This is a genomic window from Janthinobacterium salmonicoloratum, assembly GCF_051380845.1.
GTDB classification, from domain to species: Bacteria; Pseudomonadota; Gammaproteobacteria; order Burkholderiales; family Burkholderiaceae_D; genus Janthinobacterium; species Janthinobacterium lividum_F.
Genome location: NZ_JBNYXV010000003.1, coordinates 53,194 through 78,074, shown reverse-complemented (window position 1 = coordinate 78,074; position 24,881 = coordinate 53,194). Strand labels below are relative to the sequence as shown.

Below are 24,881 nucleotides of genomic sequence, written 5' to 3'. Positions count from 1 at the left end.
AACGATAATTCTTGATAACCAAAAGCAAGGATCGCAGCACTCATTCACGCGGCGTTTTGCGCTGCGGGTGCCATTGCCAGTTCGGCGCGCGCCTGTTCGATGCGCGGGTAATTATCCTCGATCCAGTCGACCAGCACGGCCAGGCGTTCGGCCGCCTCGCGTCCCAGTGGCGTGAGGCTGTATTCCACCTTGGGCGGTATCACCAGATACGCCTGGCGCAGCACGAAACCGTCGCCCGCCAGTGCTTCCAGGGTTTGCGCCAGCATTTTTTCGCTGACGCCGCCCACTTCCCGGCGCAGTTCGCTGAAGCGCCGCGTGCCGCTCAGCAGCAATACCAGCACCAGCACGGCCCAGCGGCTGGTCAGGTGGCTGAGCACGGCGCGCGACGGGCAGGCGGCTGCCAGCAGGTGCGCTCCCTGGTTTTGCCGGGCGAGGGCGGCGCGCAGGCTGGTGCCGGGAGTGTCTGTGGACATGATAGTTGGCCTTCAATTTTAGTGTAATTCATACTTACCAAAAGGTACGTACTTACAATAAGTAAGTAATAGTCCTATTATAGGGTCTTACCACCCACCCTCCAAGGAGAAATCATGATCGTCATCACCGGCGCCACAGGCAATCTGGGCCAGCACGTCATCGCCAACCTGCTCAAATCCGTCCCCGTAGCGAACATCATCGCCGCCGTGCGCAACCCGGCCAAGGCCGCCGACCTGGCTGCCCAGGGCGTGCAAGTGCGCCAGGCCGATTACAACGACGGCGCCAGCCTCGATGCGGCTTTCAAAGGCGCAACGAAGATCTTGCTGATTTCGTCGAGCGAAGTGGGTCAGCGCGCGCAGCAGCACCAGAACGTCATCGACGCCGCCAAGCGTGCCGGCGTATCCCTGCTGGCCTACACCAGCGTCTTGCACGCCGACACGTCGCCGCTGGGCCTGGCCGCCGAGCACGTGATCACGGAAGCGGCCATTCGCGCAGCCAAAGTGCCATACACTTTTCTGCGCAACGGCTGGTACCAGGAAAACCATACGGAACACCTGGCGCCCGTACTCGAGCACGGCGTTGTGCTGGGTGCGGCGCAAAACGGGCGCTTCTCGTCGGCCGCGCGCGCCGATTACGCTGCCGCTGCTGCTGCCGTGCTGACGGCGGCCCAGCCGCAAGCCATCTATGAACTCGCTGGCGACCAGGGCTTTACCCTGGCCGAGTACGCGGCCGAAGTGGCGCGCCAGTCGGGCAAGGCGATTGCGTATAAAGACTTGCCGCAAGCGGACTTCAAGGCGGCGCTGGTGAGCGTGGGCGTGCCGGAAGGCTTTGCCGATCTGCTGGCCGATTCCGATGCGGGCGCGGCCAAGGGCGGACTGGAAGACAATGGCAAGCAATTGAGCGCGCTGATTGGCCGTCCGACGACGACCCTGGCCAATGCCGTCAAGGCGGCGCTGGGCAAATAAGGGAGGGGGGGGGCCGTAAGCGGGGAGGCCGCGCGGCATCCGGAAATGAAAAAAGCCGCAAACTCGTGAAAGTTTGCGGCTTTTTTGCGAATTAGGTAATGGTGCCCACGAAGGGACTCGAACCCCTACACCCGAAGGCACATGGACCTGAACCATGCGCGTCTACCAATTCCGCCACGTGGGCACTGATGCTGCTTGCTGCTTATGACTGCTGTATCTCACTACCGTACTGCGGACTACAACGAAAACAACTCGTTGCTGGTGGTGCCCACGAAGGGACTCGAACCCCTACACCCGAAGGCACATGGACCTGAACCATGCGCGTCTACCAATTCCGCCACGTGGGCATTGTGCTGCTTGTTACTGCTATCTGCTACTTTACTGCGGATCACAACAATCGACAACTTGTTGCTGGTGGTGCCCACGAAGGGACTCGAACCCCTACACCCGAAGGCACATGGACCTGAACCATGCGCGTCTACCAATTCCGCCACGTGGGCATTGTTACTGCTTGCTGCTTGTCGCTGCGTGTTCTGCAGCGAGGACAAAATCATAAGGGCTGGCGCGCATTCGGTCAATCAACATTTTGCACTTTTCTTCAAGAAACATGTTTTTTCGCCGGAAAAGGGCTGTTCCCTATGAGAAAAGCTTAAATCTGCCTGTTTTTTCAGCGTTTTCCGCAGGTTGCTGTCCGTGGGTGTGCCGTGCTGTCTGCTTGCCGCAGTCCGGCCGACTGGCCGAAGGGAGGGGGATTTTCGTCGCGGAAATGAAAAAAGCCGCAAACTCGTGAAAGTTTGCGGCCTTTTTGCGAATTAGGTAATGGTGCCCACGAAGGGACTCGAACCCCTACACCCGAAGGCACATGGACCTGAACCATGCGCGTCTACCAATTCCGCCACGTGGGCACTGATGCTGCTATTACTTACTTTTAATGCTTACTACTTTGCTGCTCGAGTACTTGTTGAAAAATAACTTCACAACAATTCTGCTATTATAGCGACTTGAAGAGTTTTGCGCCAGATGAGCTTTCGCTCCATACTGCACATCAACCCTGTACCGCTTTCCTGCAACTGCATTCCTTTGAGGGTTTGTCGCTGCAAGAGACCAGGATTATAGAGCAATATTTGCCGAAGTCAAATGCATTGCGCAGCTTTTCTCCTTTTTTTCATCGGCGGGGTACTTGTTCGGTTTCCGCTACGCTGTCCGTTAGGCAAATCAAGGCGTCCTCCGGTACACTACTGGACATCACCGTGTCAATATTGACGGTGATGTCATCGGTCTTTGTCTTCCGTTTGATCACTGTCAATAACAACTATAGAAATACTTTTGAGCCAAAATACCCACACCATCCCCAGCCGGGAGGACATTCTCGGCATATTCCGCAGCGTCAACGCGCCTCTCGACCCGCAGTCTCTCGGGAAAACGCTGCAAGTGCATGCCGATTCCATGGATGTCCTGGTCCGTCGCCTGAAGGCGATGGAGCGCGACGGCCAGCTGAAGTCTGACGCCAGCGGTATTTTCAGCCTGGCCGACCAGAGCGCGCTTGTCGCCGGTCGCGTCACCAGCCACCGCGATGGCTTCGGCTTTGTCATTCCCGACGACGCCAGCGCCGACCTGTTTCTGCCTGAGAAAGAAATGCAGAAAGTACTGCATGGCGACAAGGTCATGGCCCGCATTGTCGGCACGGACCGCCGCGGCCGCCCTGAAGGCACGATCGTGGAAGTCACTTACCGCGCCAATAGCCACGTCATCGGCCGCCTGATCCAGGAAAACGGCACCTGGGTCGTGGCGCCGGAAGACCAGCGCATCGGCCAGGACATCCTGGTGACCGGTTCGGTGGGCAAGGCGAAGGCTGGCCAGATCGTCAGCGTCGAGCTGACCGAGCAACCGATGCGCTTCAAGCAGCCTGTCGGCAAGATCGTCGAAGTGCTCGGTGCGCTCGATGATCCCGGCATGGAAATTGAAATTGCTGTGCGCAAATTCAACGTGCCGCACATCTTTTCCGCCGCCGCCCTGAAACAGGCAGAAAAACTGCCGTTCGAAGTGCGCGACGCCGACCTGAAAGACCGTGTCGACCTGCGCGATGTGCCGCTCGTTACCATCGACGGCGAAGACGCGCGCGATTTCGACGATGCCGTGTATTGCGAACCCGTCAAGATCGGCCGCGCCAACTGCTTCCGCCTGATCGTGGCGATCGCCGACGTCAGCCATTACGTGAAACCGAACGACGCGCTCGATATCGACGCGTTGGAGCGCAGCACGTCTGTGTATTTCCCGCGCCGCGTGATCCCGATGCTGCCGGAAAAACTGTCGAATGGCCTGTGCTCGCTGAACCCGGCCGTCGACCGTTTGACCCTCGTCTGCGACGCCGTCGTCAGCGACAAGGGCGAACTCAAGGCTTACCAGTTCTACCCGGCCGTAATCCATTCGGCCGCGCGTCTCACGTATGACGAAGTCGCTGCCGTGCTGGGCAACACCAAAGGACCCGAGGCGGCACGCCGCGCGGACATCCTGCCGCACCTGCAGAATCTGGAAGCCGTCTACCGCGCCTTGCTGAAAGCACGCACGGAGCGGGGCGCCATCGATTTCGAGACGACGGAAACTTATATCGTCTGCAATACGGCTGGCAAGATCGAAAAGATCATTCCCCGCACGCGCAATGAAGCGCACAAGATCATCGAAGAGTGCATGCTGGCGGCCAACGTCTGCGCGGCCGATTTGTTGCTGCGTAACAAGCATCCAGGCACCTACCGCATTCACGCCAGCCCGACCAAGGAAAAGCTCACGCAAGTGCGCACCTTCCTCAAGCAAGTCGGCCTGAACCTGACGGGCGGCGACACGCCGTCGGCATCCGATTATCAGACTCTGATGCAGCAGATCAAGGCGCGTCCTGATGCGGCCCTGCTGCAAACGATGCTGCTGCGTTCGATGCAGCAAGCCGTCTACAGCCCGGACAATATCGGCCACTTCGGCCTGGCCTACGAGGCGTATGCCCACTTCACCAGCCCGATCCGCCGCTATCCCGACTTGCTGACGCACCGCGCCATCAAGGCCATCTTGCAAGGCAAGAAATACGAGCCGAAGCTGTCCGATAAGGTCGTGTTGAACACGAACGTGTCGAACGCTACGCGCAAGCAGCAGGCGAGGGACAAGGCCGACGGCAAGCCGAAGAAGACGGACCTGACGATCTGGGACGCGCTGGGCGTGCATTGCTCGGCCAACGAGCGCCGCGCCGACGAAGCGTCGCGCGACGTGGAAGCCTGGCTGAAGTGCTACTTCATGCAAGATAAACTGGGCGAGGAATTCACCGGCACCATCACGGGCGTGACTACGTTCGGCGTGTTCGTGCAGCTCGACACCCTGTTTGTCGAAGGCCTGGTGCACGTCACCGAGCTGGGCACCGATTACTTCCAGTACGACGATGCGCGCCATGAATTGCGCGGCGAACGCACGGGAAAACGTTATCAATTGACCGACCGTCTGACGGTGCAAGTGGCGCGTGTCGACCTGGAAACGCGCAAGATCGACCTGCGTCTGGTCACCGATGCGGAACTGGCGGGCGAAGAAGCGCCAGCCAAGACGAACGGCGGCGGCAAGCGCAAGGGCGAAAAGAAATCCATGGTCAAGCCCGGTCCTGCGACCGAGCAGCGCCATGAGATCAAAGCCAGCGTTAACACCGGCGGCAAGGCTGGCGGCAAGTCTGGCAATGGTTCTGGCGGCCGCTCCAACGGCGCCAAGCCTGCAGCCAAGGCTGCCCTGAAGGAAGCCCCCAAGGCGGCAGCTCCCAAGGCCGCCGCGCCGAAGCGCAGCAAGAAACCAGCCACGGCACCCGCCACGGCGGCACCACGTGCAGCAAAAACTGTATCAAAAACAAGCAAAAGCAAGCGTTAAAAGAAGCGATAACACATGAAGAATAAAATGATTTTCGGCTTCCACGCCGTCACCTCGCGTTTGCGTCATGAAGCGTCGTCCGTGGAAGAAATTTTCGTCGATGCCAGCCGCGTCGACGGCCGCATGAAGGACATGATCGCCGCCGCCAAGGCGGCCAACGTGCGCGTCATGCCCGTCGACTCGTCGCGCCTGGATAAGATCGTCGGCACGCGCCGCCACCAGGGCGTGATCGCCTTCGCCTCGCAATTGTCGCTGGCGCGCAATCTCGATGAGCTGCTGGACGCCATCGACGGCCCGCCGCTGCTGTTGATTCTTGACGGCATCACGGATCCGCACAACCTGGGCGCATGCCTGCGCGTGGCCGACGGCGTCGGCGCACATGCCGTCATCGTGCCGAAGGACCGCGCCGTGGGCTTGAACGCCACGGCCGCCAAGGTTGCCAGCGGTGCCGCCGAAACCGTCCCGTACATCACCGTGACGAATCTGGCGCGCACCATGCGTGAACTCAAGGAACGCGGCATCTGGCTGATCGGCACCTCGGACGACGGCGAAAAAGGCTTGTACGAAGCTGATTTCACGGGCCCGACGGCCCTCGTCATGGGTTCCGAAGGCGAAGGCATGCGCCGTTTGACGCGCGACACCTGCGACATCCTCGTCAGCATCCCGATGTTCGGCTCCGTCGAGAGTCTGAACGTGTCGGTCGCTTCCGGCGTGTGTCTGTACGAAGCCCGCCGCCAGCGGATTGCTTTAGAAGCTTAAGAACGTCCTGAACGTTTTGTAGCGCTTCTTTGAGCCGCCGCCCTTGAGGCGGCGGTTGTTTATCTGCCTCTCCGGCAGCACGCCGCCGAATACGCTACCATTTGCGTCTTGTCTCTTACCTATTCAGAAATCCGTCTTATGTTCCATCACCTGCGCGAAGATATCAACAGCATCATTGAACGTGACCCCGCCGCCCGCAATGGCTGGGAGGTGCTGACCTGTTATCCTGGCCTGCACGCCATCGTCATGCATGGCTGGGCGCACTGGTGCTGGAGGCGGCACATGAAGTGGGTAGGGCGCTTCATTTCATATATCGCCCGCATCATCACGGGCATCGAGATCCATCCGGGCGCGGTCATCGGCCGGCGTGTCTTCATCGACCACGGCTTCGGCGTGGTGATCGGCGAGACGGCCGTCGTTGGCGACGACTGCACCATTTACCAGGGCGTGACCCTGGGCGGCACCTCGCTGCACAGCGGCAGCAAGCGCCATCCGACCCTGGAACGCGGCGTCATTGTCGGCGCCGGCGCCCAGGTGCTGGGTAGTTTCACGGTGGGCGAGTATGCCAAGGTGGGCTCGAACGCCGTGCTGCTCAAACCCGTGCCATCGGGCGCCACGGCGGTCGGCAACCCCGCGCACATCGTGCAAAAGGATGTCAGCGCCCTGCGCGAGGGCAGCACGGCCCACCTGTTCGCCGCGTATGGCGTGACGCCGAACGGCGACGACCCGCTGTCGAAAGCCCTGCAAGGCCTGATCACGCATGCCGTGGCACAGGAACAGCGCATCGAAACCATCCTCGCCACCCTGAAAGCGGCGGGCATCTGCTGCCAGGGCGTGCCCGAGTGTGATAAATTCGATTCCGAGAAAATGAACAAGCTGGTTGATTAAGGATATAGGCATGAACACTGATGTGACGGCAGGCGAAAAAAGCACTGACAATCCGAATCTGCTCGACCCCTTCGAGATCCGCGTGCTGGCCGTGCTGGCCGAAAAGGAAGCGCTGACGCCGGACAGCTACCCGCTGTCGCTCAACGCGCTGACCAACGGCTGTAACCAGTTGTCCAGCCGCGACCCCGTCATGGCCCTGTCGGAAGAAACCGTCTACGACGTGCTGCAGCGCCTGATGCAGCGCAAGTTCGTCAACGGCATCACGCAGGCCGGCGCCCGCGTCGCCAAGTACGAACACCGCATGCGCATCAAGTGGTCGCTGGAACAGGACAAGCTGGCCATCCTGACGATATTGATGCTGCGCGGCTTGCAGACGGCCGGCGAAATCCGCAGCCGCAGCGGGCGTGTGCATGAATTCAAGTCGGTGGCGGAAGTGGAATCCGGCCTGCAGTTCCTGATCGACAAATATCCGCCGCTGGTGGCCAAGCTGGCTGTCGCCCCCGGCGCCAAGGAGCCGCGCTACGGTCACTTGCTGGGCGGTGAGGAAGCGCTGGCGCAGATCGAGACGGCAGCCGGTTTTGCGGGCGCCGTCAGCGCGCCGCAGCAGGGCAGCCGCGTGGCCCAGCTGGAACAGGAAGTGCTGCAATTGCGCAGCGACTTCGATGGCCTGGCGGCGCAGTTCGAGGCATTCCGCAAGCAGTTCGAATAGTTTTCCGGGCAAGCGCCTATAGGGCCTGCGGGTCGAAATAGGCGGTCCAGGTCAGTCTGGAAGCGGCAAGGCCCTGCGCCTTGCCAAATTGCGCCATGGCCTTGCGGGGTTTTGCCAGTCCCGCCAGGGCCACCCCAAGGTTGTAATGGGTATGGCAGTCCGGCGAGCCCAGCTTGAGCGCCGTTTCCAGTACGTTGACGGCTTCCCTGTACTTACCCTGGTCACACAGCACGGCGCCCAGGCAAGTGAGCAGGGCGGTGTCTTGCTGGGCCGCTTGCAAGGCGCTGCACAACACGGCTTCAGCTGCCGCCATGTGCACATCCCATTGCCCGGCATCACCTTCGGCCAGCTTGATATGCGCCTTGCTTGCGGCGATGGCGTCCATTGCCGCCTTAGCCAGGCCAGGCAGCGGAATTGCTTCCGGTTTCATAATCGACGCTGGCGGTAAAATCCCAGTCATCGGTGTCACGCCCTGTCTTCTCGGACCAGGCCTCGGGAGCGACGCTCAACAGTTCTTCCAGGCAGTCGTCCGTTTGATCGGGCATCAGTGTGGGGTTGGCCAGAACGCTGTCATAGGTGACCTTGCCCGAGCCGACAACGAAACAGCGCGCATACAGGAAACCGTCGTCCGACTTTCCTGATGCACCGGCATGGTCCGCGAACACCTTGCCATCGAGCTTGTACAGTGCCTGAGCCAGGCACTCCTCGAAGCCCTTGATGTCCTTGACCGGCAATTCGGCGAGCGCTTCGGTCAATGGTTCCACTGCGGCATCGGCGTCACCGTCTTCCAAGGCCTCACGGTCGATCTGCTCTATCAGCTGCCAAAATTTTTCTTCGTTCATTGTTAATTCCTGGTAAGAGGTTAAGCATGCAATGCCGGTGGCGCGATTCACCCCGTCTGCGCATCTTGAGATTGTTTAGAATATCATCTTGCTCGAATACCAAGCGCACCGTTTCCTAAGTAACTCTTTGCATTCAACACCACAAACAATTCGAATAGGCGGCCTTCACGCATGAGTTTTTCCTTCCTGTGCCGCTCCTGCGGCGAGACCCACACGGGCATGCCCAGCTTCGGCGCCGATGCGCCGTGGCTGTATGAGCAGATGGCGCCCGCCGAGCGCGAAGCGCGCTGCCAGCTCGACAGCGACGCCTGCATCGTCGACGAAGCACACTGCTTCGTGCGCGCCACCATCGACATCCCCGTGCATGGCTCGGATGAGCCGTTCAGCTGGGGCGTGTGGGTGTCACTGAGCGGCGAGAGCTTCGACTCCTGGGATGCCTGCTTCAATGACGCGCAGCGGGCGCACATCGGTCCCTTCTTCGGCTGGCTCAGCACGCAACTGCCCGTGTACCCGGATACCCTGAACCTGAAAACCCGCGTCCATCTGCGCGACGATGGCGTGCGCCCGTCCATCGAGCTGGAGCCGACGGAGCATCCGCTGGCCATCGAACAGCGCGACGGCATCACGGCAGAGCGGGTGGCCGAGCTGTATGCGCGGCTGATGCATGGCGCGTGACAGGCCCGGCTTTTCAGCCGCTCCCTGTCAGTCCGGTCGCGTTTCCGGTATCATTCGGCATGAATAATATTTCCTTCCAACCGTTTGTTATTGGTGTCGCTGGCGGAAGCGGCAGTGGCAAGTCAACCGTATCACAGCAGGTGCTGGCGTCCTTTGGCGCCGACATGGTCTCGGTCGTGATGCAGGACGACTACTACTGCGACCAAACCCATCTCTCCCCTGAAGTTCGCCGCCAGCAGAATTACGACCATCCGCAGGCGTTCGAGTGGCCATTGCTGGTGCAGCATATCCAGGCCTTGAGCAATGGCGAGGCGATCGAGATGCCGGAGTACGATTTCACGCTGCACAATCGCTCCAACAGGACCATTCCGGTCAAGCCGGCCCCGGTGATCGTGATCGAAGGCCTGTTTGCCTTGTATGACGAAGACTTGCGCAACATGATGTCGCTGAAGATCTTTGTCGATACGGCCTCCGACGTGCGCTTCATCCGCCGCATGCAACGCGATATCACCGAACGCGGTCGCTCGGTCGAAAGCGTCATCGAGCAGTATCTGGAAACAGTACGCCCGATGCACAAGCAATTCATCGAGCCCACCAAGCGCAATGCCGATGTCATTTTGCCGCATGGCGCCAATGGGCCCGCGGTCGACATGATTACCGCCAAGGTGGCGAGCGTCATTGGTCAATTGAAGCCGGCCGGCTGACGTAGCCCGCTGCGTCAGCGCTCCCCCATCGACTCTGAAAACGTCTTGGTGATCGGTTTCGTCAGGTAGCGCAAGACCGTCTTGCGTCCCGTGTTGATTTCCACGGTGGCCGTCATGCCCGGCTGGATCAAGATCGGCTCGCCATTCTTGCCCATCAGATTGCGCCCGCTGGTCTTGATCTGCACGCGGTAGTACGGCTGCTCGTTGCCCTTGTTGTCTTCATTTAAAGTGTCCGCGCTGATGTAGCTGACGGTGCCGCGCAAACGCCCGTAGATGCCGTAGTCATAGGCGTCGAGTTTCACGGCCGTGGGCAGGCCGGGCTTGATGAAGGCGATGTCGGCCGGTTTGACTTTTGCCTCGATGATCAGGTCATCGTCCGTGGGCACGATTTGCAGGATTTCCTCGCCCGGCTTGGCCACGCCGCCCAGAGTGGTGAGGCGCACATTGCGCACGATGCCGTCGGTTGGCGCGTAAATGTCCGTCGAGCCCAGCTGTTCCTTGCGCTGCGTCACCGTCTGCAGCACGCCGGCCAGGTCTTCCTGGGCTTTCACCAGGTCCGTCTGGCTGTCTTGCAGGTATTTGTTGCGCCGGTTGGTGATCTGTGCCTGGATGTCGACCACCTGGCGCCGCAGTTTCAGCACCTCGGCGCGGCTGACATCCCCCGTTTCCAGCAGCGGCAAATTCATTTCCAGCTCTTCCTTGATCAGCTTCATGGCGCTTTCCAGCGAGCTCACTTCCGCTTGCACGGCGCCCTGGCGCTTGCTGAACAGGGCTAGCTGGTTGGCGCGAAATTCCGGGAACGCCTGCAGTTCGGACGGGAACTTCGGCGCGCCGCCAAACACTTCCGCCTGCAGGCGCGCCACGGCCGCCTTCAGCCCGGCCGCCTTGGCCGTGCTTTCCAGGTAGCTCGTCTCGGCCCGCGTGCGGTCGAAGCGCGCCAGCAGTTCGCCCTTTTTCACCACGCTGCCTTCATGCACGCGCAGCTCGGCCAGCACGCCGCCATCGGCCACCTGGATGATCTGGTTGCGCGAACTGGCGATCACCTGGCCGTTGGCGCGCGTGACCTGGTCCAGCTCGGCCCACGAAGCCCAGGCGATGACACAAGCCAGCGCCAGCGTGCAGCTCCAGATCAGCCGCCGGCCCCGTTTGGCCTCTTCCCGCGTCTCGACCTTGGCCAGCTTCATGCGACGGCTCCTTGCGCCACCGGCGCAGTTGCGGGACTGGGTACGGCCTGCGGCTTGCCCGACAGCTTGGCCAGGACAAAGTCGCGCGGGCCGTCGAGCAGCACTCGTCCCGCCTGCAGCACCACCAGGCGGTCGAGCAGGGGCAAGAGGGCGTTCTTGTGCGTGGTGGCGACCATGGTCACGCCTTCGGCCGCCAGTTCGCCCAATAGCCCGACGATGCGCGCTTCCGTTTTCGCATCCATGGCGCCCGTCGGTTCATCGAGCAGCCAGATGCGCGGCTTGGCCAGCAGCAGGCGCGTGACGGCGATCAATTGCCGCTGGCCGCCCGACACGCCGCGTCCGCCTTCGGTGATGCCCAGCGCCAGTCCGCGTGGCTGGCCCAGTATCAGCTCGATCAGGCCCGTGCGCCTGGCCGCCGCCAGGATCGCTTCCTCGCCCGGGTCGGCCAGTCCCAATAACAGGTTGTCGCGCAGGGTGCCGCTGAAGAGGCGCGTTTCCTGAGGCAGGTAGCCGACCATTTCGCGCACCACGGCCGGCGCCAGCAGGGCCATGTCGACGTCGCCCAGGTAGGCTTTCCCCTCGGCCGGCTGGTACAGGCCCGAGGCCAGTTTCAGCAGAGTGCTCTTGCCCGAACCGATGGCGCCCACCAGGCCGACTCTTTCACCGGGGCGGATGGCCAGGCTTTCCGCTTCCAGCGCCACCTTTTGCGCGCCGCCATACGTAAAGCGGATGCGTTCGAAGCGCAGTCCCGTATCGAGGCTGCGCGGCGTCAGCGCGAACTGCGCGTTGTCCGCTTCGTTGGGCAGGCTGATGACCTGTTCCAGGCCGTCGATCGAGGCGCGCGCATGCGCCCACTGCACCATCACGGCGGGCAGCTGCACGATGGGCATCAGGGCGCGGTTGCTGATGATGGTGCAAGCCATCAGGGCGCCCATGGTCATCTGGTTTTCCGCCACGAACCACGCACCCATGGAGATCAGCGCCACGTTGGTCAGTTGCTGGAAGGCGGCCGTGATGTTTTGCGACAGGGCCGCATAGTCGCGGATATTCTGCTCCGCGTGGCTGCTCTCGGCCACCAGTTCGGCCCAGCGCGCCTGCATCATCCATTCGGCGCTGCTGCCCTTGAGCGTTTCGACGCCATCGACGGCTTCCACCAGCAAGCCGGCCTTGCGGTTGCTGGCGTTGAGATTCTTGCGCGTGTGATTCTCGATGGCGCGCTGGAACATCAGGCCGCACACGAGGGCCAGCGGCAGGGCCACCAGCGGCACGACCACCAGCCAACCGCCGATGATGGTGATCATGGCGAGAAAAATCAGGGCGAAGGGCACGTCCGTCAGCACGAACAGCGACGTCGACGTGAGCACGCCGCGCACCATTTCAAAACCCTTCACTTGCGCCGCCAGGGTGCCGACGGAAGCGGGGCGGACCTCCATGCGGATGCCGAGCATGCGCTGGAAAAACCATTCGGACAATTCATGGTCGACGTCATTGCACGAGTGGTCGACGATGCGGCTGCGCACCTGCTTGAGGATGAATTCCAGGCCGATCGACAGCGCCACGCCCACCACCAGCACCCACAGGGTGCTGAAGCTCTGGTTCGGGATCACGCGGTCGTACACCTGCATGGAGAACAGCGAGGTGGCCATGGTCAGCAGGGTCACCAGCGCGGTGGCCAGCACGGCGTCGACAAACACGCTTTTCTTCAGCCACAGGGCGTTGCGCACCAGGCCCAGGGCGCCGGGGCGGGCGCTGCTTTTTTCGCTGCGGCGCGGCAGGCCCACGCAAGCCAGGCCGGCCAGCGAGGCCAGTTGCAAGGCGCGCCCATCGACGCCTTCGCCACGCCAGGCGCCGTCGGCGCCGCGCGATTGCAGCAAGCCCCAGCCCGTGCTGGCGCTGTAGACGGCGAACGGCAGCTCGCCCGGCGTCGGCTCGTGCAGCGGGCGTGCCGCGCCTTCCAGCCCGGCCGCCTGCCAGATGGTGGTCAGGACCATGGCGGGGGCACCGCTGTCGTCGACGTCGTCGAGCTGGCGTTGCAAGTCGGCCAGGCGCGCGGCGGGTACGTGCTGGCCTGCCAGGCGGGCGGCGCGTTCGATGAGTGTCAGCAAGCCATGTTTGAGGGAGGTATCCACGCTGTCTCCTGTGTGCATCATGTCGGTGTCAATGCGGGCGCGCCATGCCTGCCGGCGCCGTGCGCCCGGCCAGGGTGCCCGTTTGCGCTGCCAGGCGCAGGCTGGCGGCAATCGCTTGCGCGCGCGTGTCTTCCAGCGAAAACTGCGCCTGGGTCGCTTCGCGCACGGCGTTGAGCACGTCGTTCCAGCTCTTGCGGCCGATCACGTACTGGCGCGCGTAGGATTCGAATACCTGCGTCGAGGTGGTGCTGGCCTCGCCCGCATTGCCCAGGCGCTGGCGGCTCGCTTCGGCCTCGTTCCAGTCCAGCGTGAAACGTTCGCGCACCTCGCGTTCGGCCACGTCGTGCGCGGCGCGCGCGCCTTCGCGCCGGGCCACGGCGGCATCCACGCCAGCCTTGGCCGACAGGCCGGCGCCCGGCTGCGCCTGCAGCACCAGCATGGCGCGCGTACGGTTGTCGGCATTGATGCCGCCCGTCGGTTTTTCCATGCGCAGCACGACTTTCGGCATGTAGGCCGAGCGCTGCAGGGTGATCTCGGAATCGGCTGCCTGCGCCTCGAAATCGAGGCGGTGCAGGGTGGGGGAGTAATCGATGGCCTGGCGCATGACCCGTTCCAGGCTGGCGTCGGGCAGCGGTTCGCCCACGCCGATGCCCGTGGCGCTGACGAGGCGCACGGGTTTGCCGGCCAGTTGCGACAGCTGTGCCAGCGCGTTTTCCAGCGCCTGGCGCGCATTCGACACGTCGTTGGCAGTCTGGTAGGCGCGCGACTCGGCCAGGCGCTGGTCCGTCTGCGAACTGACCGACTGCACCACGCGGCGCTTGATCATGTCCAGCAGGCGCTGGTGCTCGGCCAGGCCTGCCTCCGCCGAGCGCACGCGCGCCGTCTGGCGCAGCGCTTCCGTGTAGGCGGCGATCACGCGCAGGGAGAGGGTCAGGCGTTCTTCCTCGATGGCGGCGCCGGCCGCGTCGACCCGGCTGCCGGCGGCATCGATGCCGGCGTCGATGCGTCCGCCGCTCCACAGCGGCTGCTCGATGCGCACCACGCCGCCCGTTTCCTGCGAACCGGTGGGTACTTCGGCCGACAGGCTGGGAAAGCGCTGCCATTGCGCGCCATCGAGTTCGGCGCGCGCGGCTGCCTGCGCCGAACGCTTGCCCTGGACGGCGGGATGGCTTTGCAGCGCCTGCTGCAAGACCTGGTCGAAGCTCCAGGCGGTGGCGCCCTGGGCGCCGGCGTAAGAGGATGCCGATGCCATGGCCACGGCCGCCAGCAAGGCCGCGATGCGTGGCAGTGAAGACAATGCTGGGAAACCGCGTAATCTCATCCCGTATTTTTCCGGCCCGAGGCCTGACGCATTTCAAGGTGTGGCGGGAGCGCGCTGCTTTGCGCTCCCGCTGCCGTGCCAGGCGCGGCGCCTGGCGTGGGTGCCCTGCCTCAGACGACGAAGTTGGCCGCCGTCAGTTGCGTGATGTTCACCCCGCTCAGCAGCACCAGCGCCGTGTCGATGGCGTTGGCGTTGCTCAGGTCACTCGAGTGATACACCGTCACGGCGCCGCTGTTTTGCGCATCGGCGATGACGATGTAGCCCTGGCCCGACAAGACGCTGTTGTCGGCCGCGATGGCGCTGGCCGCCGCGCCTATCGACACGGACGTGCCGTCGAAGATGAACAGGTTGTTGTTGCTGAAGTCCGTGCTCAGATTGACGCCCACCGCCACGGACGCCGTCAGGTGGGCGATGGCCGACATGTCGATCACGTCGCCGCCGGCGGCCGGCAGGCCGGTGCTGAAGTCGGCCACCGTCAGCGGGTTGTGCAGGGCATTCTGGCTCAGCACGAAGAGTTGGCTCGCGTCCGTCAGGTCGGCCAGCGCCTGGGCCGCCGCCGCTGCCGCGGCATCGGCATTCGCCGCCACCGTCAGCGAGCCTGCGTCCGTCAGGTCTGCCTGCGCCTGCGCTTGCAGGGCGGCCGCCGCCGCCGCATCGGCTGCCAGGTGCAGGGCGCTGGCGTCCGTCAGGGCGGCCGTTTGCGCCGCCGCCAGCGCCGCCGCCGCCGCCGCATCGGCGGCCTGCGTGAGCGCTACGGCATCGGTCTGGTCGGCGATGGCTTGCACGGCGGCGGCGTGGGCCGCATCCGCATTCGCCACGACGGCCAGGGCGCTGGCGTCGGTCTGCGCGGCGATGGCGTTCGCTTGCGCCAGGGCTGCGTCGGCAGCCTGCGCGTCGGCATGGGCCTGGGCTGCCGCCGCGTCGTCCGCATACGCGGCATTCGCATTGGCATGCGCTTGCGCCGCAGCCGCTGCGGCGCTGGCGGCGGCGGCATCGTCGGCTTGCGCCGCTTGCAGGGCCAGCAGGGAAGCGGCTGCCTGTGCCTGTGCCAGTGGTGCCGCCGCATCGGCGGCATGGGCGGCCAGCGCGGCGGCCGCCGCGTTGTTGGCGTTGAGGGTGGCAGCTGCAGCCGCCGCATCGTCGGCCTGGGCCGCTTGGGTCAGGGCCAGCGAGGCGGCGGCCTGGGCGGCAGCTGCCGCTGCGGCGTCATCGTCGTTCTGTGCTGCCGTAGCGGCCGCCAAGGCAGTGGCCGCCGTTGCCGCCGTGCTGACCGCGAGGGCATCAGCGGCGATGGCTGCCGTGTGCGCTGCGGTGGCGGCAGCGGCATTCGCCGCTGCCTGATTGGCGGCCGTGTCGTCGGCTTGTGCTGCCTGTGCGGCGAGCAGTGCGGATGCCGCTGCTGCGGCGCTGGCGGTGGCTGCGGCATCGGCTGCCGCAGCGGCCGTGGCAGCCGCTTGCGCCAGCGCTGCGGTTGCGGCAGCGTCTGCGGCGGCCTGGTCGTCGGCGACGGCGGCGTTGTGGGCAGCCTGGGCGTTGGCGGCGTTGGCCGCTGCCAGTGCGGCTGCCGCGTCATCGGCCTGCGCCGCCTGCGTGGCTGCCAGGGTAATGGCTGCCGCGACGGCCGCTGCCGCTGCCGCTGCATCGGCGTCATGCGCGTTTTGCGCCGCCAGCTGGGCGGCTGCTGCCGCAGCGGCGGTGGCAGCGACGTCGGCGTCGGCGGCCAGGGCTGCATTCAGCGCCAGTTGCGCATTGGCGGCGGCAGTGGCGGCCGCTGCCGCGGTGGCGTCGTCCGCCTGGGCATTGAGGGTGGCGGCCAGCGAGATTGCCGCTTGCGCTGCCGTCGCTGCCGCGGCGGCATCGGCATTTTGCGCCGCGACCGCCGCCGCATGCGCCGCAATCGCATTCGCGGCAGCGGTGGCCGCCGCCGCATCGTCGGCCTGGGCCGCCGCCAGTGCCGCATGGGCCGCCGCCGCATTGGCATTGGCCTGGGCCGCATCATCGGCCGCACCCTGGGCGGTGAGGAGGAGGTTCAGTTTCAGCGTCCTGTCATTGTCGGCATCCGAGGCGTTGACATCAGCCGTCACGGCGGCGTTCAGGTTGGCGATGGCCGCGTTGAGCGCGGCATGGGCGTTGAGGGCCGCCGTGTCGGCCAGTTGCGCCGCCAGGGTGGCGGCCGCCGAGAGGGCTGCTGTATGCGCGGCATTGGCGGCGGCATCGTCGGCGGCCAGCGCCGCACTGGCGGCGTTCAGTGCGTTGTTGGCCGCCGTTGCGAGCGCGGCCAGGGCTACATCGGCCGCCAGCGCGGCATCGGCAAGTACCTGGGCCGCTGCTGCAGCGGCCGCCGTGCTGGCCGCGGTGGCGTCGGCGCCCAAGGCGGCATTGGTGGCGGCGAGCGAAGCGCTGGCCGTCAATATCGCCGCGTTGAGTGTTGCCGTGGCCGCGTTCAGGGCCGCTTGCGCATTGCTGGCCGCCGTGCTGGCTGCCGCGGCAGCACCGTCGTCGGCCAGGGCCTGGTTCAGTGCGGCCAGCGCGTTCGCTGCCGCCGTCGCGGTCGTGCCGACGGCGAGATCGGCAGCTTGCGCGGCCTGCGTGGCTGCCAGCGAGATGGATGCCGTCAGGGCGGCAGCGGCGGCGGCGATATCGTCCGCTTGCGCGTGCTGCGTGGCGGCGGCCGAGATGGCTGCCACGGCGGCGGCTGCCGCGGCAGCCGTGTCGGCGGCGGTAGCGGCGACGGCGGCGGCCGTGGCGTTGGTGGAGTTCAGTACAGCCGCGGCCGCTGCCGCATCGTCGGCCAGGGCCGCGTTCAGGGCGGCCAGCGCGTTGGCGGCGATGGTGGCAGCGCTGGCGGCTGCATTGTCTGCCAGTTGCGCCGCTTGCGCGGCCGCTTGCGAGACGTTGGCGACAGTGGCGGCTGTCGCAGCCGCCAGATCGTCGGCGATGGCGGTAGCGGTGGCCGCGCTCGCCGTCACGGCGGCGGCGGCCGTGGCGGCCGCATTCGCGTCCGCTTGCAGGGCGGCATTCAGGGCGGCCAGGGCGTTGGCCGCCGTCGCGGCCGTCGCGGCGGCTGCGGTGTCGGCCGCCTGCGCCGCCTGGGCCGCTGCCAGCGAGGTGGCAGCCACGCCGGCGGCGGTGGCCGCGAGCGTGTCGTCCAGTTGCGCCGCCGTGGCTGCTGCTTGGGAAGTCAGGGCCAGGGTGGCGGCGGCAGTGGCGGCATTGTCGGCCGCGAGCGCATTGTTCAGGGCTGTCAGGGACGCTGCGGCCGTCGCTGCTGTCGAGGCGGCCGTCGCGTCATCGGCTTGCGCCGCCAGCGCTGCGGTGCGAGACAAGCCCGCCGTGGTGGCGGCAACGGTGGCTGCCAGCGCTGCCACCAGGTCCAATGGGTGCGCGGTCGAATAGGCGGCCAGGGCGGTGGCATTCGCGGCGTCGTTGTTGGCGATGGTGGTCAGGGCGGCGGCATCCGTCAAGGCTGCCTTGGTGGCCGCCACGGTGGCGGCCGTGACGTCGAGCGTATGGGCTGTGCCCAGCAGGACGGCATCGGTGAGGCCAGCGACGGTGGCGGCGGCCGTAGCGGCGGTGGCATTCACGGTCGCTACCAGGCCCAGGGCGACGGCGTCCGTCAGGTTGGCCGTGGTTTGTGCGGCGGTGGCGGCCGCCGCATCGACGGTGGCCGTCAAGCCCAGCGCGACAGCGTCGGTCAGCGCGGCGGTGGCCGCTGCCGTGTTGGCGGCAGCTGTGGCGGCCGTTGAAACGGTGCCCAGGGCCACGGCATCGGTCAGGTTGGCGACGGCGGCAGCGGCGCTGGCGGCCGTGTTGGCGGCCGTCGAGACGAGGCCCAGCGCCACCGCATCGGTCAGGTTGGCCGTCGTTTGCAGGGCCGCAGCGGCAGCCGCATCGGCCGTGGCGACCAGGCCCAAGGCCGTGGCGTCCGTCAGCGCGGCGGTGGCGGCTGCCGTATTGGCGGCCGTGGTGGCGGCCGCCGAGACGGTGCCCAGAGCCACGGCGTCGGTCAGGTTGGCAACATTCGTCGCCGTATTGGCAGCCGCGGCGGCGACCGTGGCGAGCAGGCCCAGGGCAGCGGCATCCGTCAGGTTGGCCGTTGCCTGCAAGGCGCTGGCGGCGGTCGCGTCGGCCGTGGAAATGAGTCCCAGTGCAGTGGCATCCGTCAGCGCCGCCAGGCTGGCGGCAGAGGTAGCGACCAGCGCATCGGCGTTCGAGATGAGGCTCAGCGCGATGGCATCGGTCTGGCCAGCGGTCGTGACGGCCGCGGCCGCAGCGGCATCGGCGACCGACGAGGCCAGGCCCAGGGCTACGGCATCGGTCTGGTTGGCAACAAATTGTGCCGTGGTCAGGGCGTTTTGCGCCAGCGTATTGGCGGTGGTCAAGGTGGTGACAGCAGTCTGGGCGGCAAGTTCAGCGGCGGCGTCAGTGGTGGAGACGATGCCCAGCACACCGGCATCGGTCAGTGCGGCCGTGGCGGCGGCAGACGCTGCTGCGGCCTGTGCTGCGGCAGCTGCGCTGACGGCCGAGATATCGATCCCGCCCAGCAGGGCGGCCGATTCCGCCGCCGAGACGGCCGCGGCGGCCGCGGTGATGAGCGCTCCGGCGTTGGTCAGGTTGGCGGTGACTTGCAAGCCGGCCGCCAGCACGGCATCGGCAGTAGAGGTGACGGCAAGGGCGACGGCATCCGTCAGGCCGGCATCGGCATCGGCGCCATCGGCACCGAGCTGCAAGGCATTGACGGTGGCCGTCAGGTCGATGACGCTGGTCTGGCCCGCCGTGACGTTGGCGGCCAGGGCGGCGAGGTTGGCGAGATTGAACGCATTCAGGGCAACATTGACGTCCAGCAGGGACGCTTGCGCATTGGCGGCGGCCGCATCGGCATCGGCCTGGTCGGCGGCTTGCTGCAAGGCCACGACATCGGTCTGGTCGGCAACTGTTTGTGCATTGGCCGCATCGCTGGCGGCGGCTGCATCGGCAGCGGCGAGGGCGGCCGCGTCCGTCTGGTTGGCCGTCGTTTGCGCCGCCAGCGCGGCGGCGGCATCGGCGTCGGAAATCACTTGCAGGGCGGCGGCGTCCGTCAATGCCGCTTGCGTGGCGGCGCTGGCGGCTGTACTGGCCGCTGCATCGGCCGTGATTTGCAGGGCGGCAGCGTCGCTCAGGTTGGCGGTGATGACGGCATTCGCTGCCACGGTGGCGGCAAGGGCTGCTGCTGCGTCGAGTGCGGCGGCATCGGTATTGGCGGCCAAGGCGGCAGCCGCCGCTGCCGCGGCGTCGGCATCGGAAATCAGGGCCAGCGCAGCCGCGTCGGTCAGGCCGGCCTGGAGTTGTGCGGCGTCCGACGCCAGGGTGGCGGCGTCGGCGATCAGACCCAGGGTGGGCGCATCCGTCATGTTCGCTTGCGTCTGGGCATTGGCGGCGTTTGTCGCGGCCGCGTCGGCGGCCGCTTGCAGGGCGACGGCGTCAGTGGCGTTGGCGATCGAGGCGTCCCAGGCGGCGACGCCGGCAGCGGCGTCCGCTGCCATGGTCAGCGTCACGGCGTCGGTGAGTCCTGCTTGCGTGGCGGCTGCCACGGCGGCATTCGCTGCTGCCGTGGCGGCAATGCCCAGCGCTGCGGCGTCGCTGGCATTGGCGTTGCTTGCCGCATTCGCTGCCGCGGTGGCGGCCGCATTCGAGGCGGCGGTCAGGGCGGCGGCATCGGTGGCGGCGGCCACGGTGGCGGCCGCGGCGGCGGCGGACGCATCGGCATTGGAGACGAGCGCGAGGGCGGCGGCGTCCGTCAGGCTGGCCTGGATGCCTGCCGCGACGGCGGCATTGGCGGCAGCCGTTGCCGCCAGATCCAGCGCGGCGGCGTCCGTGGCATTGGCCAAGGCCGTGGCGGCAGCGGCAGCGGCGGCATCATTGGCCGAGATGACACCCAGCGCCGCCGCATCGGTCAGTGCCGCCTGGGTGTTGGCTGCAGTGGCGACCACGTCGGCTGCATCGGCGATGGCTTGCAATGCCGGGGCGTTGGTCTGGTCCGCTTGTGTTTGCGCCGCATCGGCCGCGGCGTGCGCGGCGGCGGCGTTGGCGGCGGCCGTGACGGCAGCCGCATCGTCATTTTGCGCCGACGTGGCGGCGGCCTGGGAAATGGCGGCGGTAGCTGCAGCTGCAGCGGCCGCGTTGTCGTCATTCGTGGCGACGGTAGCGGCCGCTTGCGCGCCGGGGACGACAGCGGCCGTGCTGACTGCCAGTGCATCGTCGCTGGTGGCGCTATTGGCAGCGAGCAAGGCTGCCGCCGCTGCAGCGGCGGCTTGTGCCGCCAGTTGGTCAGCCAGGATGGCGGCATTCGCCGCTGCCAGCGAAGCTGCTGCCGTGGCTGCTGCCGCAGCGGCGCTGGCGTCATCGGCCAGGGCATTGGCGGCGGCCGCCGCGGCTGCGGCGGCCGCCAGCACGGCCGCGTCGGTGACGGGGATGGTGGTGGATTGATTTCCCGTGCCACCCTGGCCGCCGGTCGAGCCACCCGTACCGCCGGTGCCGCCCGTACCCGTGCCACCTGTACCCGTGCCACCTGTGCCGGCGCCGCCAGCTGCGGCGCCGCCTCCGCCGCCACCGCCTGCTGCGGCGGCAACCAGACCAAGGCCGCCCAGCGCGCCCAGCACGCCAAGTCCGCCCAAGCCACTGGCAGCACCCGCGCCGACGCCACCACCCGCGCCAGCCGACGCCCCGGCGACATCCACGACACTGCCGCTGGGGATGCCGGCGGCGCCTGCACCTGTGCCCGCCGCACCAGCGGCGCCGCCATTGTTATCGCTTTGCGGCGTGCCGAGGTCGGCGCTGCCGTTGCCGGCCTGGCCAGCGGCCGCGCCACCGCCTCCCGCTGCCGCAGCGGCTGCAGCCACGGCGGCCGCCGCGCCCAGTGCGCCGGCATTGCCGCTATCGGCGCTTCCCGTGACTTCCACGACATTTTCAGGCGGCATGGTCGCGCTGGCATCGGTCCCTTTTATCAGTTCGTCTTCGTCATACTGCTTGCGGTCGCCATTTTTTGGATTGACGGCTTTTTTTGCGGGCGTCGTGATCTTGGCGGCAGCGCCTTCGGCATTGACGGGAACTTGTGCTGGATTTTGGGTGGTGGCCATTTGAAAGTCTCCGGAAAAGGTTATGTATTCGTCGAATTTTCTAAAAATAATAAAAAATCAATAATCTGTTTCGATTCCTTGCTTGCTCCGGCGAGGCTTGGGCCGTGGTTGAACTTTGGTGTTTCCGATGTTGATAGTGGCAAGTAAAACATAATTGGGAAAAAAACGCTGGCGGACGAGAGCGCTTCTTCAGTCGTATTAAAAATGTTATTTTTATATTTGTTTGATGTGTCGCCGTTTTCCTGTATTTTGGTGCGCTGACAACTGGCTGATCATGCGATGCACACTGGCAGGTAGCCGTATTTGCACGAGGCATGCACTTGCTTTCACTCTGATGGTAGTTTCAATTTTGAAACTTTCAATTTTATTTTGATCATTTTCCATGACACTATTCTGTCAATACTTTCACTAGCGAATAATCACAGATTGTCACGAAATCGGGCTATTCGGCTGAGTCTGCTTCCGTGCTCCAGTATTTATGCGGCTTTCATCCAAAAAACTATCTTGCTATCGAATTGCTAGTTGTTGTTTTTTTGCCTATCGATTATTAAATTTGATTACTAATAAAATACGATAGAAATAATTATTTGTAATTTTTATATCTATTTAACGCTATCAATTGAATAGTCTTTATGTGTGAAGGGGTCTTCATAATAACTATCAGTAAAGTAGTTATTATTTCAGGGGCCTGAATGAAGTGAAAATGGAAAACGCCCCGGCGGGCGGGGCGTTTTGTATGGGGCAGTGATAGTGCGCTGTCAGCCTTCCTCGCGCCAGCTTCGCAGGCGGATGGCGGCGCAAATCAGCGCCGCGCCTGCCGCTGCGCCCAGCCAGGCGGCTGGCAAGGCCAGGCTGGACCAGGAATTGCTGAACACATCGATGCGTGTCATGTGCGACCCCCCTTCTGCCATGGCGTGCATGCGCGGCAGCAGTTCCGGCTCGAACAGGTACCAGCTGCCGGGGAGAGTGCCCAGCAGGGCGCGCCCGATGACATTCATCTGTATCCAGCTGAGATCGTTTTCCGTCTGCGTCAGCTTACCTGCCCAGACTGTCAGGATCAGCAGCAGCAGCGGCACGCCGACGGCCCACACGAAGACTTTCGACTTGGCCCAGCTCGATACCATCAGCAGCCAGCCCACCGTCGGCAAGGCCCACAGGCAATACACGGGCAGCAAGCCAAACACGCGCAGCGGTCCCAGGTACAGGCCGGAAGAGCCGAGCAGTTCGGCACACACGTGGATGCCGTTGGCCGCCAACACGCCGCTCAGGATCAGGATCAGGGCCAGCGAAGTCAGGCTGGCGGCAGCGGCCACGATCAGCGGCGCGACCAGCAGGGCGATGGCCGCTTTTGACAGCACCGTCTGCGTGTCCGAGACGGGCAACGATTTCCAGAACAGCACGCTGCGGTCGCGGCGGTCGTCATGCAGGGCGCTCAGGCAATAGAAAAACACCAGGAAGCCCAGTGCCAGGAACAGCGGCGCAGCCGCGTACGTGTAGTTGTTGGCGACGGCGTCGATGAATTCCGTGCGGCGCGGGCCAAAGGTGCGCGTATTGAAGACGGTGCTCCAGGAAATTTCCTCGCCATTGACGATGAGCGCCGTGTGCATTTTGCTCTTTGCGACGGTCGCGGCCGCCATCAGGGCGCCCAGCACCGTCATGACGACGCCGATCAGGGCAGGCGTCCACACCAGCATGCCCTTGTGTTCCCACAACTCACGCCGGATCAGCCATTGCATCTTGTTTGCAGGGGAAATACTCATTGGTACGATCCTTTCATGGTCGCGACAAACAGGTCAGCCAGGCTGGGCGTGCGTACTTCGCCCAGGGCGGCCAGTTGGGTGCGGGCGACGCCATCGAACAGCATCACCGACTTGCCGAACACGCTGCGTTCGCTGATCGGCTGCAGGGCGCGCGCCGGATTGACGTGCTGCGGGCCCACCATCACCTCGCTATAGCGCTCGCCCACCTCTTCCATGCTCGAGGCCAGCACGATCTTGCCGTCACGGATGAACATCAGGTCGCTGAGGATGTGTTCCACTTCCTCGATCTGGTGCGTGGTGATGACGATGGTCTTGTTTTCATCGAAATAGTCTTCCAGCAGGTTCTGGTAGAACTGCTTGCGGTACAGAATGTCCAGGCCCAGGGTCGGCTCGTCGAGCACCAGCAGCTTGGCGTCGATGGCCATCACCAGTGCCAGGTGCAGCTGCACCACCATGCCTTTCGACATGGCCTTGACCTTCATCTTCGGCGACAGTTTGGTGTGGGCCAGGTAGCGCTCGGCCTTGCTGCGGTCGAAACGTGTATGCACGCCGGCAACGAAATCGATGGCGTCCGCCACGCGCAGCCAGCCCGGCAGGATGGCCACGTCGGCGATGAAGCACACGTCTTCCATCAGCGCGTCGCGCTGCACGCGGGGATCGCGGCCCAGCACCGACAGCTCGCCATCGAAGCCCGTCAGGCCCAGGATGGCTTTCAGCGTGGTGGTCTTGCCGGAACCGTTAGGCCCGATCAAGCCGACGATGCGCCCCGGCGCGATATCGAAGCTGATGTCGGCAATGGCCACCTGCTTGCCATATTGCTTGCGCAGGCCGCGCGCGCTGATGACGCTGTCCTTGTTCAATGCATTCATGCGTTCTCTCCGTGTGCGCCACCGTTGCGGCTCGCTTGCAGTAGTTGCTCGAGGTCCAGGCCCAGGCGGGTGATGTGTTCCAGCAAGGCCGGCCATTCTTCGCGCAGGAAGCGCTCGCGTTCACTGGCCAGCAATTTGTCGCGGGCGCCTTCCAAGACGTACATACCGAGTCCTCTGCGTTTTTCCACCAGGGCATCGTCGACCAGTTCCTGATAGGCGCGCGAAACCGTGATGGGATTCAATTGATAATCGGCCGCCACCTGGCGCACCGAAGGCAAGGCGTCGCCAGACTGCAGCACGCCATCGAGCATCATGCCCACCACCCTGGCCTTGAGCTGGCGGTAGATGGGGCTATTGTCGTTCCATTCCGTGCTCATGGGATGCGCTCCGATAAGGGCGGGGCGGTGCGGCGCGTGAAAAATGCTGTAGGCATCGAAGCTCCGTGATGTATTGAGTTGGTGTTGTAGTTAACTATATCAGTGAAAATTCAAATGTCAACATATTCATGTTTTTCTATCCATAAGGAAACTATAATGTTGCGTGTTTGAGAATCTTACTTGATAACTTTTGGCGGAAGTCGTCGCCGGTAACCATGA

The 24,881-nt window shown here is 64.6% G+C and carries 17 protein-coding genes and 4 tRNA genes; 7 read left to right on the top strand and 14 right to left on the bottom strand.

Annotated elements, in window-relative coordinates; all coding sequences use genetic code 11:
* Window positions 1-44: 44 nt before the first annotated feature.
* Window positions 45-473, bottom strand: a complete 429-nt coding sequence (locus ACQ4WY_RS17050) for a winged helix-turn-helix transcriptional regulator (RefSeq protein WP_353657942.1) — start codon at window positions 471-473, stop codon at window positions 45-47.
* A gap of 114 nt (window positions 474-587) precedes the next feature.
* Between ACQ4WY_RS17050 and ACQ4WY_RS17045 the strand changes: the two genes are divergently transcribed.
* On the top strand, window positions 588-1,439 hold the full coding sequence (locus ACQ4WY_RS17045; RefSeq protein ID WP_436505049.1) for an SDR family oxidoreductase: 852 nt from the start codon (window positions 588-590) through the stop codon (window positions 1,437-1,439).
* 99 nt (window positions 1,440-1,538) lie between these two features.
* Here the strand turns inward: ACQ4WY_RS17045 and ACQ4WY_RS17040 are convergent.
* The 4 genes from ACQ4WY_RS17040 to ACQ4WY_RS17025 all read right to left on the bottom strand — a co-directional run bounded on the left by ACQ4WY_RS17040 (window position 1,539) and on the right by ACQ4WY_RS17025 (window position 2,344).
* Window positions 1,539-1,623 (bottom strand) — tRNA-Leu (locus tag ACQ4WY_RS17040).
* Window positions 1,624-1,701: 78 nt separating this feature from the next.
* Window positions 1,702-1,786, bottom strand: a tRNA-Leu gene (locus tag ACQ4WY_RS17035).
* A 68-nt stretch (window positions 1,787-1,854) separates the two neighbouring features.
* Window positions 1,855-1,939, bottom strand: a tRNA-Leu gene (locus tag ACQ4WY_RS17030).
* A 320-nt stretch (window positions 1,940-2,259) separates the two neighbouring features.
* Window positions 2,260-2,344, bottom strand: a tRNA-Leu gene (locus tag ACQ4WY_RS17025).
* 421 nt (window positions 2,345-2,765) lie between these two features.
* Between ACQ4WY_RS17025 and rnr the strand changes: the two genes are divergently transcribed.
* The 4 genes from rnr to ACQ4WY_RS17005 all read left to right on the top strand — a co-directional run bounded on the left by rnr (window position 2,766) and on the right by ACQ4WY_RS17005 (window position 7,686).
* The gene (gene rnr, locus ACQ4WY_RS17020) at window positions 2,766-5,330 is read left to right on the top strand and encodes a ribonuclease R (RefSeq protein ID WP_436505048.1); all 2,565 of its coding nucleotides are present in this window, start codon (window positions 2,766-2,768) and stop codon (window positions 5,328-5,330) included.
* Between the two features lie 15 nt (window positions 5,331-5,345).
* On the top strand, window positions 5,346-6,089 hold the full coding sequence (gene rlmB, locus ACQ4WY_RS17015) for a 23S rRNA (guanosine(2251)-2'-O)-methyltransferase RlmB (protein ID WP_034756912.1): 744 nt from the start codon (window positions 5,346-5,348) through the stop codon (window positions 6,087-6,089).
* A 138-nt stretch (window positions 6,090-6,227) separates the two neighbouring features.
* Window positions 6,228-6,977 (top strand): serine O-acetyltransferase, encoded by a 750-nt coding sequence (cysE, locus tag ACQ4WY_RS17010; RefSeq protein ID WP_436505047.1) that lies wholly within the window; start codon window positions 6,228-6,230, stop codon window positions 6,975-6,977.
* Window positions 6,978-6,987: 10 nt separating this feature from the next.
* Window positions 6,988-7,686 (top strand): YceH family protein, encoded by a 699-nt coding sequence (locus ACQ4WY_RS17005; protein ID WP_436505046.1) that lies wholly within the window; start codon window positions 6,988-6,990, stop codon window positions 7,684-7,686.
* Window positions 7,687-7,702: 16 nt separating this feature from the next.
* Here the strand turns inward: ACQ4WY_RS17005 and ACQ4WY_RS17000 are convergent, their stop codons facing one another.
* Together ACQ4WY_RS17000 and ACQ4WY_RS16995 are read right to left on the bottom strand one after the other, a co-directional pair.
* The gene (locus tag ACQ4WY_RS17000) at window positions 7,703-8,071 is read right to left on the bottom strand and encodes a tetratricopeptide repeat protein (protein WP_436505045.1); all 369 of its coding nucleotides are present in this window, start codon (window positions 8,069-8,071) and stop codon (window positions 7,703-7,705) included.
* A gap of 7 nt (window positions 8,072-8,078) precedes the next feature.
* The gene (locus ACQ4WY_RS16995) at window positions 8,079-8,528 is read right to left on the bottom strand and encodes a DUF4240 domain-containing protein (RefSeq protein WP_353657936.1); all 450 of its coding nucleotides are present in this window, start codon (window positions 8,526-8,528) and stop codon (window positions 8,079-8,081) included.
* Window positions 8,529-8,699: 171 nt separating this feature from the next.
* On the opposite strand from ACQ4WY_RS16995, the gene ACQ4WY_RS16990 reads away from it, so the two are divergent.
* On the top strand, window positions 8,700-9,203 hold the full coding sequence (locus tag ACQ4WY_RS16990) for a DUF2199 domain-containing protein (RefSeq protein ID WP_353657935.1): 504 nt from the start codon (window positions 8,700-8,702) through the stop codon (window positions 9,201-9,203).
* A 59-nt stretch (window positions 9,204-9,262) separates the two neighbouring features.
* Window positions 9,263-9,907, top strand: a complete 645-nt coding sequence (udk, locus tag ACQ4WY_RS16985; RefSeq protein ID WP_436505044.1) for a uridine kinase — start codon at window positions 9,263-9,265, stop codon at window positions 9,905-9,907.
* A 14-nt stretch (window positions 9,908-9,921) separates the two neighbouring features.
* Here udk and ACQ4WY_RS16980 read toward each other — a convergent pair whose 3' ends face one another.
* The 7 genes from ACQ4WY_RS16980 to ACQ4WY_RS16950 all read right to left on the bottom strand — a co-directional run bounded on the left by ACQ4WY_RS16980 (window position 9,922) and on the right by ACQ4WY_RS16950 (window position 24,662).
* The gene (locus ACQ4WY_RS16980) at window positions 9,922-11,091 is read right to left on the bottom strand and encodes an HlyD family type I secretion periplasmic adaptor subunit (protein WP_436505042.1); all 1,170 of its coding nucleotides are present in this window, start codon (window positions 11,089-11,091) and stop codon (window positions 9,922-9,924) included.
* Window positions 11,088-13,220 (bottom strand): ATP-binding cassette domain-containing protein, encoded by a 2,133-nt coding sequence (locus ACQ4WY_RS16975; RefSeq protein WP_436505041.1) that lies wholly within the window; start codon window positions 13,218-13,220, stop codon window positions 11,088-11,090. The genes ACQ4WY_RS16980 and ACQ4WY_RS16975 overlap by 4 nt, the downstream gene beginning before the upstream one ends.
* A 28-nt stretch (window positions 13,221-13,248) precedes the next feature.
* Complete coding sequence (locus tag ACQ4WY_RS16970; RefSeq protein ID WP_436505039.1) at window positions 13,249-14,517, bottom strand: TolC family protein; 1,269 nt, start codon at window positions 14,515-14,517, stop codon at window positions 13,249-13,251.
* Between the two features lie 134 nt (window positions 14,518-14,651).
* Window positions 14,652-21,656, bottom strand: coding sequence for a hypothetical protein (locus ACQ4WY_RS16965; RefSeq protein WP_436505038.1), 7,005 nt, complete (start codon window positions 21,654-21,656; stop codon window positions 14,652-14,654).
* Between the two features lie 758 nt (window positions 21,657-22,414).
* Window positions 22,415-23,416: a hypothetical protein gene (locus tag ACQ4WY_RS16960; protein WP_436505037.1), complete on the bottom strand. Its 1,002-nt coding sequence runs from the start codon at window positions 23,414-23,416 to the stop codon at window positions 22,415-22,417.
* A complete protein-coding gene (locus tag ACQ4WY_RS16955) occupies window positions 23,413-24,285 on the bottom strand; it encodes an ABC transporter ATP-binding protein (RefSeq protein ID WP_436505036.1) in 873 nt (290 codons plus the stop codon). Before ACQ4WY_RS16955 ends, ACQ4WY_RS16960 begins: the two co-directional genes overlap by 4 nt.
* Window positions 24,282-24,662, bottom strand: a complete 381-nt coding sequence (locus tag ACQ4WY_RS16950) for a GntR family transcriptional regulator (protein WP_353657926.1) — start codon at window positions 24,660-24,662, stop codon at window positions 24,282-24,284. The genes ACQ4WY_RS16955 and ACQ4WY_RS16950 overlap by 4 nt, the downstream gene beginning before the upstream one ends.
* Window positions 24,663-24,881 lie beyond the last annotated feature (219 nt).